12 protein-coding genes and 1 pseudogene are annotated in these 14,188 nt (G+C 62.1%); 8 read left to right on the top strand and 5 right to left on the bottom strand.

What is annotated here, in order from left to right; translation table 11 throughout:
- Positions 1 to 47: 47 nt before the first annotated feature.
- The 5 genes and pseudogenes from C4J93_RS26570 (at position 48) to C4J93_RS26550 (ending at position 6,619) form a co-directional block, all read left to right on the top strand.
- On the top strand, positions 48 to 2,081 hold the full coding sequence (locus tag C4J93_RS26570; RefSeq protein ID WP_164487700.1) for an ABC transporter permease subunit: 2,034 nt from the start codon (positions 48 to 50) through the stop codon (positions 2,079 to 2,081).
- A 15-nt stretch (positions 2,082 to 2,096) separates the two neighbouring features.
- Positions 2,097 to 3,766 (top strand): annotated as a pseudogene (gene pstA / locus C4J93_RS26565) (phosphate ABC transporter permease PstA).
- A 118-nt stretch (positions 3,767 to 3,884) separates the two neighbouring features.
- Positions 3,885 to 4,718 (top strand): phosphate ABC transporter ATP-binding protein PstB, encoded by an 834-nt coding sequence (pstB, locus tag C4J93_RS26560; RefSeq protein WP_048723523.1) that lies wholly within the window; start codon positions 3,885 to 3,887, stop codon positions 4,716 to 4,718.
- A 70-nt stretch (positions 4,719 to 4,788) separates the two neighbouring features.
- Positions 4,789 to 5,550, top strand: a complete 762-nt coding sequence (gene phoU / locus C4J93_RS26555; protein WP_124372311.1) for a phosphate signaling complex protein PhoU — start codon at positions 4,789 to 4,791, stop codon at positions 5,548 to 5,550.
- Between the two features lie 166 nt (positions 5,551 to 5,716).
- Positions 5,717 to 6,619, top strand: a complete 903-nt coding sequence (locus tag C4J93_RS26550; protein ID WP_124372310.1) for a response regulator — start codon at positions 5,717 to 5,719, stop codon at positions 6,617 to 6,619.
- A 121-nt stretch (positions 6,620 to 6,740) separates the two neighbouring features.
- Here C4J93_RS26550 and C4J93_RS26545 read toward each other — a convergent pair whose 3' ends face one another.
- The 3 genes from C4J93_RS26545 to phoB all read right to left on the bottom strand — a co-directional run bounded on the left by C4J93_RS26545 (position 6,741) and on the right by phoB (position 10,408).
- Positions 6,741 to 8,081, bottom strand: a complete 1,341-nt coding sequence (locus tag C4J93_RS26545) for a hemolysin family protein (protein WP_124365015.1) — start codon at positions 8,079 to 8,081, stop codon at positions 6,741 to 6,743.
- Positions 8,082 to 8,346: 265 nt separating this feature from the next.
- Positions 8,347 to 9,633 carry a phosphate regulon sensor histidine kinase PhoR gene (phoR, locus tag C4J93_RS26540; protein WP_256657513.1) on the bottom strand — a complete coding sequence of 429 codons (1,287 nt, stop codon included), beginning with the start codon at positions 9,631 to 9,633 and terminating at the stop codon, positions 8,347 to 8,349.
- Between the two features lie 85 nt (positions 9,634 to 9,718).
- Positions 9,719 to 10,408, bottom strand: coding sequence for a phosphate regulon transcriptional regulator PhoB (phoB, locus tag C4J93_RS26535; RefSeq protein WP_003195617.1), 690 nt, complete (start codon positions 10,406 to 10,408; stop codon positions 9,719 to 9,721).
- Positions 10,409 to 10,562: 154 nt separating this feature from the next.
- Between phoB and C4J93_RS26530 the strand changes: the two genes are divergently transcribed.
- Positions 10,563 to 10,940 carry a hypothetical protein gene (locus C4J93_RS26530; protein WP_124430785.1) on the top strand — a complete coding sequence of 126 codons (378 nt, stop codon included), beginning with the start codon at positions 10,563 to 10,565 and terminating at the stop codon, positions 10,938 to 10,940.
- A 119-nt stretch (positions 10,941 to 11,059) separates the two neighbouring features.
- Here the strand turns inward: C4J93_RS26530 and ubiA are convergent, their stop codons facing one another.
- Complete coding sequence (gene ubiA, locus C4J93_RS26525; RefSeq protein ID WP_124405691.1) at positions 11,060 to 11,950, bottom strand: 4-hydroxybenzoate octaprenyltransferase; 891 nt, start codon at positions 11,948 to 11,950, stop codon at positions 11,060 to 11,062.
- Positions 11,950 to 12,513, bottom strand: a complete 564-nt coding sequence (locus C4J93_RS26520; RefSeq protein ID WP_124368850.1) for a chorismate lyase — start codon at positions 12,511 to 12,513, stop codon at positions 11,950 to 11,952. Before C4J93_RS26520 ends, ubiA begins: the two co-directional genes overlap by 1 nt.
- 195 nt (positions 12,514 to 12,708) lie before the next feature.
- Between C4J93_RS26520 and C4J93_RS26515 the strand changes: the two genes are divergently transcribed.
- Both C4J93_RS26515 and C4J93_RS26510 read left to right on the top strand, forming a co-directional pair.
- The gene (locus tag C4J93_RS26515; RefSeq protein WP_095093029.1) at positions 12,709 to 12,876 is read left to right on the top strand and encodes a rubredoxin; all 168 of its coding nucleotides are present in this window, start codon (positions 12,709 to 12,711) and stop codon (positions 12,874 to 12,876) included.
- 36 nt (positions 12,877 to 12,912) lie between these two features.
- Positions 12,913 to 14,061 (top strand): NAD(P)/FAD-dependent oxidoreductase, encoded by a 1,149-nt coding sequence (locus C4J93_RS26510; RefSeq protein ID WP_124430784.1) that lies wholly within the window; start codon positions 12,913 to 12,915, stop codon positions 14,059 to 14,061.
- Positions 14,062 to 14,188 lie beyond the last annotated feature (127 nt).

The raw sequence follows: 14,188 nt of genomic DNA, 5'->3' as shown, positions 1-14,188 counted from the left end.
TCCAGGGCGCCTCGCTGACCAAGGAAGACGCGCTGACGCCCGCCTGGATGCAGGACGCCGGCAAGCCCTTGCTGATCTCGCTTGAAGAACAGAACCAGGTCGCCATGCGGGTTTCCGACAAGGGCCAGGCGCTGTTCTTTGAAGTCGACACTGGCGCTGAACTCAAGCGCGTCGACCTGCCACTGCCGGCCGGTACCCAGGTGGTGTCCATCGGTGAAGACCAGCCGGGCAGCCCGTTGGTGATCCTGGGTCTGTCCAACGGCCAGTCCATGGTGTTCCGCCACACCTACAAGGTGTCCTACCCGGACGGCAAGAAAACCATCAGCCCTGCGATCGAATACCCCTACGGTGAAACGCCGATCGTACTGGATGAGGCCGGCCGCCCGTTGGAGCACGTCGCGCTCAATGCCACCGATACCTCCCTGGTGGTGGCCGGCTCGGCCGGTTCGCACTTGAACGTGCTGACCCTGAGCCGTGAAGAAAACATGATGACCGGCGAAGTCACCAGCGAGCAGAAGCGTGTCGAACTGCCGCAAATGACCGAGCCGGTGAAGGCGATCTTCATCGACCCGCGCCAGCAATGGTTGTATGTGATCAACGGTCGCGCCCTGGCCGATGTGTTCAGCCTGCGCGACAAGAGCCTCAACGGTCGCTACAAACTGCTTGAAGACGGCAATGCCGAAGTCACCGCCAGCACCCAGCTGGTGGGCGGCATCTCGCTGATCGTCGGTAACTCCAAAGGTGGCCTGGCCCAGTGGTTCATGGCCCGCGACCCGGATGGCGAGCAGCGCCTGAAGCAAATCCGGACCTTCCAGATGGGCACTGCGCCCATCGTGGAAATCACGGCTGAGGAACGTCGCAAAGGCTTCACCGCCCTCGACGCTTCCGGCCAGTTCGGCGTGTTCCACAGCACCGCGCACCGCACCTTGCTGGTCGACCCGGTGGTCGACGGCCAGGGCGTGTTCGGCCTGTCACCACGGGCCAACCGCGTGATCGTCGAGGCCGGTGGCAAGCTGCAACCGCTGCTGCTCGACAATCCGCACCCGGAAGTGTCCTGGAGCGCGCTGTGGAGCAAGGTCTGGTACGAGAACTACGACGAGCCTAAATACGTCTGGCAATCGACCGCCGCCAACACCGACTTCGAACCCAAGATGAGCCTGGCACCGCTGACCTTCGGTACGCTGAAGGCCGCGTTCTACGCGATGTTGCTCGCCGCGCCGCTGGCCGTTGCCGCCGCCATCTACACGGCTTACTTCATGGCCCCGACCCTGCGCCGCAAGGTCAAGCCGGTGATCGAGTTGATGGAAGCGATGCCGACGGTGATCCTCGGCTTCTTCGCCGGCCTGTTCCTGGCGCCCTATGTGGAAGGGCACTTGCCGGGGATTTTCAGCCTGCTGATGCTGTTGCCGATCGGCATCCTGGTGGCCGGCTTTGTGTTCAGCCGCTTGCCTGAGTCGATCCGCCTGCGCGTTCCCGATGGCTGGGAAAGCGCGATCCTGATCCCGGTGATCCTGTTCGTGGGCTGGCTCTCGCTGTACATGAGCCCGTACCTGGAAACCTGGTTCTTCGGCGGTGACATGCGCATGTGGATCTCCCACGACCTGGGCATCACCTACGACCAGCGCAACGCCCTAGTGGTCGGCCTGGCCATGGGCTTTGCGGTGATCCCGAACATCTACTCCATCGCCGAAGACGCCGTGTTCAGTGTGCCGCGCGGCCTGACCCTGGGCTCCCTGGCCCTGGGCGCCACGCCATGGCAGACCATGACCCGCGTGGTCATCCTCACCGCCAGCCCGGGCATCTTCTCTGCCCTGATGATCGGCATGGGCCGCGCGGTCGGCGAGACCATGATCGTGCTGATGGCCACCGGTAACACGCCGGTGATGGAGATGAACCTGTTCGAAGGCCTGCGCACGTTGGCGGCCAACGTCGCGGTGGAAATGCCCGAGTCGGAAGTAGGCGGCAGTCACTACCGCGTGCTGTTCCTCTCGGCGCTGGTGCTGCTGCTGTTCACGTTCATCATGAACACCCTCGCCGAGCTGATTCGTCAGCGTCTGCGCAAGAAATACTCGTCGCTTTAAGAAAGGTAGAAGTCTGTGAAACAGAACTCCCTGAATGGATGGTTCAAGAGCGGCGCCCCGGGCGTCTGGATCAGCGGTGGCGCGGTGTCCATCGCGGTCATCATGACCCTGGGTTTGCTGGCGGTGATTGCGGTGCGCGGTTTGGGCCACTTCTGGCCGGCTGACCTGATCCAGGCCAACTACAACGTGCCGGGCCAGGAAAACCATATCGTCATCGGCGAAGTGGTGCAGAAGGAAGAAGTCCCCGCGAGCGCCTGAAAAGCGCTGGCCTGCCGGTGCCCGACGAGGGGCCGGAGTTCATGACTCGCGAGCTGATCAAGGTCGGCAACCGCGACTTGAACGGCAATGATTTCACCTGGATCGTCGGTGAATGGTTGAAGGACCAGACCAAACCGGTGCAGTTGATGACCATCGAGCGACGTGAGTGGGGTAACTTCTACGGCACCCTGGTCAACGTCAAGCAGGACGGCAAGGTCGTCGCCGAAGGCGAGGCCGCGTGGCCGGAGCTGCAAGCTCGCGTAGATCGGGTCAACAAGCTCGCCGCCCAGCTCAAGAGCCTGGAAAAAACCGATATCGGCGCGATCAACGCCGGGCTGGAGCGCGTCCGCCTGCACGGCCGCAAGCTGGAACTGGAAGGCAAGCTCGACGCCGCCGCCCAAGCCGACATGGACGCCGACCGCGCCGAACTGAATGCCCGCTATCAGGACATCGAAGCGCGCCTGGCCGACCTGCACGCGCAGTTCAACCGTGACGCGCTGACGGCTCGTGACGGCAACGGCAAGGAAATCGAAATCGGCATCGGCAAGGTGGTGCATGCCTACCAGCCGAACGCCATGGGCACGATGACCAAGATCGGCTTCTACTTCAGCAAGGTCTGGGAGTTCTTGAGCGACGACCCACGGGAAGCCAACACCGAAGGCGGGATCTTCCCGGCGATCTTCGGCACCGTGATGATGACCCTGATCATGGCGATGATCGTGACGCCGTTCGGCGTGCTGGCGGCGGTGTACCTGCGTGAGTACGCCAAGCAGAACGCCCTGACGCGGATCATCCGCATCGCGGTCAACAACCTGGCGGGCGTGCCGGCCATCGTTTACGGCGTGTTCGGCCTGGGCTTCTTCGTGTATGTACTGGGTGGCTCGGTGGATCGGCTGTTCTTCGCCGAAGCCTTGCCGGCGCCGACCTTCGGCACGCCGGGCCTGCTCTGGGCCTCGCTGACCCTGGCGCTGCTGGCGGTGCCGGTGGTGATCGTGGCGACTGAAGAAGGCCTGGCGCGCATACCTCGCACCGTGCGTGAAGGGTCCCTGGCACTCGGCGCGACCAAGGCGGAGACGCTATGGAAGATCGTGCTGCCGATGGCCAGCCCGGCGATGATGACCGGCATGATCCTCGCCGTGGCCCGTGCCGCCGGTGAAGTGGCGCCGCTGATGCTGGTCGGCGTGGTGAAGCTGGCCCCGTCGCTGCCGTTGGACGGTAACTACCCATACCTGCACCTTGACCAGAAGATCATGCACCTGGGCTTCCATATCTATGACGTCGGCTTCCAGAGCCCCAACGTTGAAGCGGCGCGGCCGCTGGTGTACGCCACCGCGTTGCTGCTGGTGCTGGTGATCGCCACGCTCAACCTGTCGGCGGTGTGGATACGTAACCACCTGCGCGAGAAGTACAAGGCGCTGGACAGCTGACACGATCCAATGTGGGAGGGGGATTGCCCCCTCCCACATTGGACCGCGCCATACACAGAATTTGAGTAAGCCGCCCCGGCGGTTCAATGAAATGAATTGGTAGCACAGGGAGCATCCCATGCAACATGAAACCCATTCCCACGGCATCAACATGTCTGCCCTGGGTCGCGACAAGCAGAGCCTGAGTCTGGCCCAGGAAACCGTGGCCATCGAAGTGCCCGGCCTGAGCCTCTACTACGGTGAAAAGCAGGCGCTGTTCGACGTCAGCATGAACATCCCCAAGCAGCGCGTGACCGCCTTCATCGGCCCGTCGGGCTGCGGCAAGTCCACATTGCTGCGCACCTTCAACCGCATGAACGACCTGGTGGACGGTTGCCGTGTGGAAGGCGCGATCAACCTCTACGGCACCAACATCTACCGCAAGGGCGAAGATGTGGCCGAGTTGCGCCGCCGGGTGGGCATGGTGTTCCAGAAGCCCAACCCGTTTCCCAAGACCATCTATGAAAACGTGGTCTATGGCCTGCGCATCCAGGGCATCAACAAGAAGCGCATCCTCGATGAAGCCGTGGAATGGGCGCTCAAGGGAGCCGCGCTGTGGGATGAGGTCAAGGACCGTCTGCACGAGTCGGCCCTGGGCCTGTCCGGCGGCCAGCAGCAGCGCCTGGTGATCGCGCGCACCATCGCCGTGGAGCCTGAAGTGCTGTTGCTCGACGAACCGTGCTCAGCGCTCGACCCGATCTCGACGCTCAAAGTCGAAGAACTGATCTACGAGCTCAAGTCCAAGTTCACCATCGTCATCGTGACCCACAACATGCAGCAGGCGGCGCGGGTTTCCGACTACACCGCGTTCATGTACATGGGCAAGCTGGTGGAGTTTGGCGATACCGATACCCTGTTCACCAATCCGGCGAAGAAGCAGACCGAAGACTACATCACCGGTCGCTATGGCTAGGAAGCTGTGGTTCTGATTGCACTGACGCTGCGGTTCTCCGCACCTTACCGGACGCTCCAAGGACGCCAACATGATTAGCAAAGAAGGCCTTACCCACCACATCTCCGCGCAGTTCAACGCCGAGCTTGAGGAAGTGCGCAGCCACCTCCTGGCGATGGGCGGCCTGGTGGAGAAGCAAGTCAACGATGCGGTCACCGCGCTGATCGAGGCCGACTCGGGCCTGGCCCAGCAAGTGCGTGAAATCGATGACCAGATCAACCAGATGGAACGCAACATCGACGAGGAGTGCCTGCGCATCCTGGCGCGGCGCCAACCGGCGGCGTCCGACCTGCGCTTGATCATCAGCATCTCCAAGTCGGTGATCGACCTCGAGCGTATCGGCGACGAAGCCACCAAGATCGCCCGCCGCGCCATCCAGCTGTGCGAAGAAGGCGAAGCGCCGCGTGGTTACGTGGAAGTGCGCCATATCGGCGACCAGGTGCGCAACATGGTGCGCGATGCCCTCGACGCGTTTGCGCGCTTCGATGCGGACCTGGCGCTGTCGGTGGCTCAGTACGACAAGGTCATCGATCGCGAATACAAGACCGCCCTGCGTGAACTGGCCACCTACATGATGGAAGACCCGCGCTCTATCTCGCGTGTCTTGAGCATCATCTGGGTGCTGCGCTCCCTGGAGCGCATCGGCGACCATGCGCGCAATATCTCGGAATTGGTGATTTACCTGGTGCGCGGCACCGACGTTCGGCACATGGGCCTCAAGCGCATGAAAGCCGAAGTTGAAGGCAATGCTGATCTTATCCCTAATGTTCCGAGCGAATCTGACGATAAGTAAGGTTGCCCGAGAAATTAACGCCCGGCCATTGGCCGGGCGTTTTCGTTTGCGGCGAGCGGAATTTATTGCGGATAGGGCCAAATAAGTCCTAACGTGACTGCAGAGTTTTGGCAAACTGCCATCAGTCAGGCGTACTGCCAGCAAGGTTTTATAGGATGAAGGGTCGATGAGCAAAGTCAGTGTGTTGGTGGTGGATGACGCCTCGTTTATTCGCGACCTGGTGAAGAAGTGCCTGCGCAATTACTTCCCCGGGATCCAGATCGAAGATGCGGTGAACGGCAAGAAGGCGCAATCCATTCTGATGCGCGAGTCTTTCGACCTGGTGCTGTGCGACTGGGAAATGCCGGAGATGTCCGGGCTTGAGCTGTTGACCTGGTGCCGCGAGCAAGCCCATCTGAAGGCCATGCCGTTCGTGATGGTGACCAGCCGCGGCGACAAGGAAAACGTGGTGCAGGCGATCCAGGCCGGGGTTTCCGGTTACGTCAGCAAGCCGTTCACCAACGAACAATTGCTGAACAAGGTCAAGCAGGCGCTGCACAAGATCGGCCGCCTCGACGCGTTGATCGCCAGCGCGCCAACCAAGATGAACTCGGCCTTCGGCAACGACTCCCTGAGCGCGCTGACCGGTGGCAAGCCTGACGCCGTCAAGCCGGCACCAGCGGCCGCAGCCCCGAGCAGGGGCCTGCTCAACAGCGCGCCTGTCACCGCCGCCCCGGCCCCTTCGCCTGCCGGCGGACGTGGTCAAGGCCAGTTGCGCCTGTCCAGCGGCACCCAGCAATGCGTGATCAAGGCGCTGAGCATCAAGGAGGCGTTGTTGGTGGTGCGTCGCGGTGAGGTCCTGCCCCAGGTGCTGGAAAGCGCCGTGCTCGACCTGGAGCAAGGCGAAAACGCTGAAGTGGCGCGCCTCAATGGCTACCTGCACGCAATCGTTGCCTACGAGCCCAAGCCCGACAGCGACTGGCTGCAGCTGACCTTCCGGTTTATCGACCAGGATGCGCAGAAGCTGGACTACATCTCCCGCCTGATCGCGCGGGGCACGGCGCAGAAGCATTTCGTGCCGGGTGCGTGATCCGAAGGATGGCCAGTAACCAATGTGGGAGGGGGCTTGCCCCCGATTGCGGAGTATCAGTCACTGTATCGGGTGGCTGACACACCGCTATCGGGAGCAAGCCCCCTCCCACAATGGGTAGTCAATCCAGCATCAACACCTTGGCCAGCACGATCTTCGGCCCTTTCATCTTCTTGATGATGATCCGCAAGCCTTCAACCTCCAGCACTTCTTCCTCTTCCGGCACCCGTTTCAGGGTGTCGTAGATCAGGCCGGCCAGGGTTTCGGCTTCGATGTGGTCCAGGTCGACGCCGAGCAGGCGCTCTACCTTGAACAGTGGGGTGTCGCCACGCACCAGCAGCTTGCCCGGCTGGTAGGCGAGGATGCCGCGCTCGGCCTTGCGGTGTTCGTCCTGAATATCGCCCACCAGCACTTCCAGCACGTCTTCCATGGTCAGGTAGCCAATGATCTTGCCATCGGCTTCTTCCACCAGGGCGAAGTGCGCGCCGCCTTTGCGGAACTGCTCCAGCAACTGCGACAACGGCATGTGGCGCGATACGCGCTCCAGCGGGCGGGTCAGTTCGGCCAGGTTGAACGACTCGGGGATATGGTCCAGGGCCGCCAGTTCAAGTAGCAGGTCCTTGATGTGCAACAGGCCCACAAACTCATTGCGCACCGCGTCATACACCGGGTAACGGCTGAATTTATGGCGGCGGAACAGCGCGAGGATTTCCTTGAGGGGCGCGTTGAAGTCCAGGGTGACCAGGTCTTCCCGGGAGTTGGCCCAGTCCACCACTTCCAGTTCGCCCATTTCCACGGCGGAGGCGAGTACACGCATGCCTTGGTCGCTGGGGTCCTGGCCACGGCTGGAGTGCAGGATCAGCTTGAGTTCTTCGCGGCTGTAATGGTGTTCGTGATGCGGGCCGGGCTCGCCTTGACCTGCGATGCGCAAGATAGCATTGGCGCTGGCGTTGAGCAGGTAGATCGCCGGGTACATCGCCCAGTAGAACAGGTAGAGCGGCACGGCGGTCCACAGCGACAGCAATTCGGGCTTGCGGATGGCCCAGGATTTGGGGGCCAGCTCACCGACCACGATGTGCAGGTAGGAAATCACGAAGAAGGCGGCAAAGAACGACACGCCCTTGATCACTTCCGGCGACTCAACGCCTGCGGCGCCCAGCAACGGCTCGAGGATATGGGCGAAGGCCGGCTCACCGACCCAGCCCAGGCCCAGGGAGGCGAGGGTGATGCCCAGCTGGCAGGCCGACAGGTAAGCGTCGAGCTGGCTGTGCACGGTGCGCAGGATCTGCCCGCGCCAGCCGTTGGTGTGGGCGATGGCCTCGACTCGCGTCGAGCGCAGTTTGACCATGGCAAATTCCGCCGCAACGAAGAAACCGTTGAGCAGTACCAGGACCAGTGCAAATAGAATCATGCCGAAATCGGCGAAAAGTGTAGCGAGGGTGATACCAGGGGAAGGGTCCATGATGGGGTTTTGCAGGTTCCGTATGTTCAATAAGGGGGGAGCAGGCCTGAAAAGCAGGCCCAAGTCGGCCAATGTAGCGGCTGACGGGGCGCTTGCCTAGTACTCACTGCCGGGCGGGGCCTGGAATACACCCTCCAAAACCAAGCAAATCCACTGTGGGAGGGGGCTTGCTCCCGATAGCGGTGGGTCAGTCGGCACTTCTCATACTGTTGCACCGCTATCGGGAGCAAGCCCCCTCCCACCTTTATCTTGTGGCGTCTGCGGGTTATTCGTCGGTGCCGATCACCTGCGAGCGGGTCACCTGCGCGGGGGGGAAGTGGCAGGTAAACGTGCTGCCGTGCCCCAGCACGCTGCTGATTTCCAGGCGGGCGCGATGGCGCAGCAGCACATGCTTGACGATCGCCAGGCCCAGCCCGGTGCCGCCGGTGTTGGAGTTGCGGCTGGAATCGACGCGGTAGAAGCGTTCGGTCAAGCGCGGCAGGTGCTTGGCGTCGATGCCGATACCGGAATCCTGCACGCTCAGGTGCGCGCCGTGTGCGTCAGCCCACCAGCGGATGCGGATATTGCCGTTGTCCTGGGTGTATTTCACCGCGTTGAACACCAGGTTGGAGAACGCACTGCGCAGCTCGCCCTCGCTGCCCTTGAGCAACACCAGCGGGTCGGCTTCCAGGGTAATGTGCTGGCCGCGCTCGCCGGACAGGGCCTTGGCGTCATTCTTGATGGTGTACAGCAGGCTCTGCACGGCCACGGGGTGGTTGTCCGACGGATAATCAGTGGCTTCAAGCTTGGCCAGCAGCAACAGGTCGTTGAGCAGGGTTTGCATGCGTGAGCCTTGCTGCTGCATTTGCTGCAGGGCACGGCTCCAGCGCGGGTTGATCGCCTCGACATTGTCGAGCAGCGTCTCCAGATAGCCGCAGATCACCGTCAACGGTGTGCGCAACTCGTGGGAAACGTTGGCGACGAAGTCTTTGCGCATCTGTTCCAACTGATGGATGCGGGTCACGTCGCGCACCAGCATCAAGTGTTCGTTGTTGCCGTAGCGCGTCAGGTACAGCTGGATACGCACGCGGTCGTTGGTGGGCGAGGGGATTTCCAGGGCTTCTTCGTAGTTGTCCTGCTCGAAGTATTCCTTGAAGCGCGGATGGCGCACCAGGTTGGTCACCGGCTGGCCGCTGTCCTGGGGCGTCTTGAGGCCCAGCAGGGTCTCGGCGGCGCGGTTCCACCATTCCAGGTTGCCGTCGCTGTCGAGCATGATCACCGCGTCCTTGAGCGCGGCAGTGGACTCCTGTACCCGGTCGATCACCGCTTGCAGGCGCCCGCGCACCCGTTGGTCGCGGCGTTGCAGGTGGTAGATGCTGTCGAACACCTCGCCCCACAGGCCATAGCCATCGGGCGGTGCTTCGTCGGGTTTGTGCTGGCGCAGCCATTCATGCAGGCGCAGCAATTGTTTGAGGGTCCAGCCCAGGTACAGCGCGATGCCGATGGCCAGGCTCCAGCCGTAATAACCACTGATCAGCCCGACCAGCAGGCAACCGGTGATCAGCAGGAGCATGTGGCGAATCAGGGTGCCATGCCAGTTTTGGTTCACTTGAACATGCGTCCTTGTCAGCTGTTAAGTCAGGAGACGGCGGGCCGGCTCAGCCCTTGGTGGAAAACCGGTAACCCGTGCCGCGCACGGTTTGTACCAGATTCTCATAGGCATCGCCCAAGGCTTTGCGCAGGCGGCGGATATGCACGTCGACCGTGCGCTCCTCCACGTACACATTGCCGCCCCACACCTGGTCCAGCAGTTGGCCGCGGGTGTAGGCACGTTCCTGGTGAGTCATGAAAAACTGCAGCAGGCGGTATTCGGTCGGGCCCATTTCGGCCGGCTTGCCGTCGATGGTCACCCGGTGGCTGATCGGGTCCAGGATCAGGCCGTCGACTTCGATAGGCGCTTCGCCATCGGTCGGGCCGGCCCGGCGCAGTACGGCTTTGAGGCGCGCGACCAGCTCTCGAGGGGAAAACGGCTTGGTGATGTAGTCATCGGCGCCGACTTCCAGGCCCTGGATCTTGTTGTCCTCTTCGCCCTTGGCGGTGAGCATGATGATCGGGATATCCCCGGTCAGCTCGTCACGCTTGAGGCGCCGGGCCAGTTCGATGCCGGAGGTGCCGGGGAGCATCCAGTCGAGCAGGATCAGGTCCGGCTTGCGGTCGACGATAATGGCATGGGCCTGCTGGGAGTTCTCCGCCTCCAGGCAGTCGTAGCCGGCCATTTCCAACGCAACGGCGATCATCTCGCGAATGGGCGCTTCGTCGTCAACAATCAGAATGCTCCTGCCAACCATGCTCAAAATCCTCTTGTCATTTAACTGTCTTGCGCCGCATTAGATAACGGAATTATTGCAGTCGTGTGACAGTAATTTAGTCGCTTGGGCAATTCATGGCACTCTGGACTACCCTTTGGGTCCGAATCCTGACAACCACAAAAAGAAGGTTCCGATGACTTACAGCACGATTTCCTGGAAAGCCCTGCTGGTAGCGGCCGCATTGACACTGCCGGGCCTGGCCTTCGCCGCAGAACCTGCGATGACGAAAGATGGGATGTTGGTCGATCACAAGGGCTTGACCCTCTACACCTTCGACAAGGATGCCGATGGCAAATCAGTGTGCAAGGACCAGTGCGCGACCAACTGGCCGCCACTGAAGGCGGAGTCTACCGATACCACGGCTGGCGACTGGACAGTCATCACCCGCGACGACCAGACCAGCCAATGGGCCTACAAAGGCAAGCCGGTCTACACCTACAAGGATGACAAGAAGGCCGGGGACAAGACCGGTGATGGCAAGGGTGGGGTTTGGCACATCATCAAGCCTTGAGGCTGTTGCGCCTCTAAGACCATCGGGGGCAAGCCCCCTCCCACAATTGATTTGTGAACGCTTTCAAATGTGGGAGGGAGCTTGCCCCCGATAGCGTCAGAACCGTCACCGCAATCCTCTCATCGCAACCCGTAGTCAGCCACAATCCCCACGAAAATCGCCAACCCCGCCCAATGGTTGTGCAAGAAGGCCTTGAAGCACTTCATGCGATCCCTGTCCCGGGTGTACCAGAATTCCCAGGCAAAACAGCCCGCCGCCGCCAGCAGCCCGAGGTGGAACCAGCCGCCCAGTTCGAACCGAGCCCCCGCGAGCAACAGGCACACCAGCGCCAGGCCCTGCAGGGTGAGAATGATCACACGGTCAGCATCACCAAACAGAATCGCGGTGGATTTCACTCCGATCTTCACGTCGTCGTCGCGGTCGGTCATCGCGTAATAGGTGTCGTAACCCACGGTCCACAACAGGTTGGCGATGTACAGCAGCCACGCCTCGGCCGGCAGGTGGCCGGTCTCGGCCGTGAACGCCATCGGCATGCCCCATGAAAACGCCGCGCCCAGCACCACCTGCGGGTAATAGGTGTAGCGCTTCATGAACGGATAGCTCGCCGCCAGCGCCAGCCCGCCGAGGGATAGCAGGATGGTGCTGGCGTTGGTCAGCAGCACCAGCAGGAAGCTGACGCCCATCAACAGCGCAAAAAACACCAACGCCTCTTTCGAACTGATCCTGCCGCTGACCAGCGGACGTTGCTCGGTGCGTTTCACATGGCCGTCGACCTTGCGGTCGGCCCAGTCATTGATCACACAGCCACCGGCACGGGTCAGCACCACGCCCAGCACGAAAATCAGGATATTGAGCAGCGACGGCGAGCCCTTGCCGGCGATCCACAGCGCCCATAGCGTCGGCCACAGCAGCAGGTAGATGCCGATAGGCTTGTCCATGCGCGTCAGCTGAATGAAATCCCAGGCCCTGGGATTCAGGCGATTCAAGGATTTGAGTGCACGTTGGTACATCAGCGGTTCTCCGGATGGTCATGCAGCACCTGCCAGAAACTCGGCAGGAAGACTTCCGCCACCAGCACGCTCAGCGAGCCGCGATCAAAGCGCGAGCGACGTGCCCACAGCCCGTCGGCCTGATCCGCCGTGGGTAGCCATGGCCCTGGGTAATGGCACACCTCGATCGGCTGGCGGGTAAAGGCGCGGTCGCAGAACAACAACTCGCCCAGCGACCGGCTGCCCAACTCATCCATATGCAAGCCGTCGCCCTGCAACGCGTCGCGCGACGCGACACTGCGGGCAAATACCCAAGGTTGGCCATGCCCGCGCAAATACACCTCGCGTACCCAGCCGATAGTCGCCGGGGGCAGGTCCAGCGCCGCGCATTCATCGTCGCGCAACGCTTGCCAGCCCTCGAGCAGCGGCGTCACGCTGAAGCCGTTCTCGGACAGCCCCGTCAGCCGCCGCGTCAGCGAGCCTTCATCGAACAGCCAATCGAGGGTCAGGGGCGCAGGCATTGGGCTCAGCAGGCTCTGGGGCAACCATCGGCAAGCATCGGAAGGGGCGATTGAGTGCGGCACGGCGAGTCAATATTGGCAGCAAAAGAGGCGGCGAGCTTACCATGGCGACCTGAACTTTTGCCGCGCTGAACCGGCCGTTTGCGCCGATCGTGCTTGCATCTGCCGGCCGCGATCAGTACAAAACGCCCTGAGCCGAGCGGCAGCGCAGGTTTATCGACCGTCGGCCAAGATGCCTGGACCCTGAGGAAGCAAGTAATGAAGAAGTGGCAATGTATCGTCTGTGGCCTGATTTACAACGAAGCGGATGGCTGGCCGGATGACGGAATCGCGCCTGGCACCCCGTGGCAGGACGTCCCGGAAGATTGGCTGTGCCCGGACTGCGGTGTGGGCAAGATGGATTTCGAAATGATCGAAATCGGCTAATTCGAAGTTTACGAAACCTACTACAAGGAGAATGGAATGAACGCACCTGTCGTGATCATTGGCACAGGATTGGCCGGTTACAACGTAGCTCGGGAGTTTCGCAAGCTCGACGGCGACACCCCATTGCTGCTGATCACCGCAGATGACGGGCGCTCCTACTCCAAGCCCATGCTCTCCACCGGGTTTGGCAAGAACAAGGAAGCCGATGGCCTGAGCATGGCTGAACCTGGTGCCATGGCCGAGCAACTCAAGGCGCAAGTGCGCACCCACACGCGTATCAGCGGCATTGACCCAGGCCACAAGCGTCTGTGGATCGGCGAGGAATCGGTGGCCTATCGTGACTTGATCCTGGCATGGGGCGCAGAGACTGTCCGCGTACCCGTGGAGGGTGACGGCGCCGGCCTGGTTTTCCCGATCAATGATCTCGAAGACTACGCCCGCTTTCGCGCCGCAGCTGCCGGCAAACGCCGCGTGCTGCTGCTCGGCGCCGGCCTGATCGGCTGTGAATTTGCCAACGACCTGATCCTTGGCGGCTATGAAGTCGATCTGGTCGCGCCGTGCGAACAGGTTATGCCGACCCTGCTGCATCCGGCGGCTGCGGCTGCGGTGCAAGCCGGGCTGGAAGGGCTTGGCGCGCGTTTCCACCTGGGGCCGGTGCTCAACCGCCTGCTGCGCAGCGCTGACGGTCTCGAAGCCCATTTGTCCGACGGTGAAGTGATCCAGTGCGACCTGGTGGTGTCCGCCATCGGCCTGCGCCCGCGCATAGACCTGGCGGCGGCGGCCGGCCTGCAAGTCAACCGCGGCATCATGGTGGACCGTCACCTCAAGACCTCCCACGCCAATATCTACGCCTTGGGCGACTGCGCCGAAGTCGATGGCTTGAACCTGCTGTACGTCATGCCCTTGATGAGTTGCGCCCGCGCCTTGGCCCAGACCCTGGCCGGCAACGCCACGGCCGTCAGCTACGGGCCGATGCCGATCACCGTGAAAACCCCCGTCTGCCCGCTGGTGGTCTCACCGCCTCCACGCGGCAGCGAAGGCGTGTGGAATGTCGAAGGCGAGGGCGCCGACATCAAGGCCCTGTGCCGCGACGCCAGCGGTCGCCTGCTGGGCTATGCGCTGACCGGTACCGCCGTCATGGAAAAACTGGCATTGAACAAGGAACTTCCGCCACTGCTGGCGTAAATGCTGGTCGTTCTGTCGGAATCAGCCCCTTCTTACCCATAGAAAGGTCGCGGCGAGACTGGCGGAGCGTGCGAGGGCATGCCATCCTCACTCCCGTCTGCCGCAGAGTAGAGCCTGCGGCGCCTTG

This window comes from Pseudomonas sp. R2-37-08W (assembly GCF_003851705.1).
Taxonomy (GTDB): Bacteria; Pseudomonadota; Gammaproteobacteria; order Pseudomonadales; family Pseudomonadaceae; genus Aquipseudomonas.
The sequence above is the reverse complement of the archived record's forward strand: the minus strand, read 5'-3'. Positions and strand labels throughout refer to the sequence as shown.

What these genes read in the sequence shown, in the direction of transcription:
- C4J93_RS26530 (WP_124430785.1), top strand. Translation starts at nt 10,563, where the DNA reads ATGACTTACAGCACGATTTCCTGGAAAGCCCTGCTGGTAGCGGCCGCA.
- C4J93_RS26570 (WP_164487700.1), top strand. Translation starts at nt 48, where the DNA reads ATGCAGGACGCCGGCAAGCCCTTGCTGATCTCGCTTGAAGAACAGAAC.
- C4J93_RS26510 (WP_124430784.1), top strand. Translation starts at nt 12,913, where the DNA reads ATGAACGCACCTGTCGTGATCATTGGCACAGGATTGGCCGGTTACAAC.
- C4J93_RS26550 (WP_124372310.1), top strand. Translation starts at nt 5,717, where the DNA reads ATGAGCAAAGTCAGTGTGTTGGTGGTGGATGACGCCTCGTTTATTCGC.
- C4J93_RS26545 (WP_124365015.1), bottom strand. Translation starts at nt 8,081, where the DNA reads ATGGACCCTTCCCCTGGTATCACCCTCGCTACACTTTTCGCCGATTTC.
- pstB (WP_048723523.1), top strand. Translation starts at nt 3,885, where the DNA reads ATGCAACATGAAACCCATTCCCACGGCATCAACATGTCTGCCCTGGGT.
- ubiA (WP_124405691.1), bottom strand. Translation starts at nt 11,950, where the DNA reads ATGTACCAACGTGCACTCAAATCCTTGAATCGCCTGAATCCCAGGGCC.
- phoU (WP_124372311.1), top strand. Translation starts at nt 4,789, where the DNA reads ATGATTAGCAAAGAAGGCCTTACCCACCACATCTCCGCGCAGTTCAAC.
- C4J93_RS26515 (WP_095093029.1), top strand. Translation starts at nt 12,709, where the DNA reads ATGAAGAAGTGGCAATGTATCGTCTGTGGCCTGATTTACAACGAAGCG.
- phoR (WP_256657513.1), bottom strand. Translation starts at nt 9,633, where the DNA reads ATGCTCCTGCTGATCACCGGTTGCCTGCTGGTCGGGCTGATCAGTGGT.
- phoB (WP_003195617.1), bottom strand. Translation starts at nt 10,408, where the DNA reads ATGGTTGGCAGGAGCATTCTGATTGTTGACGACGAAGCGCCCATTCGC.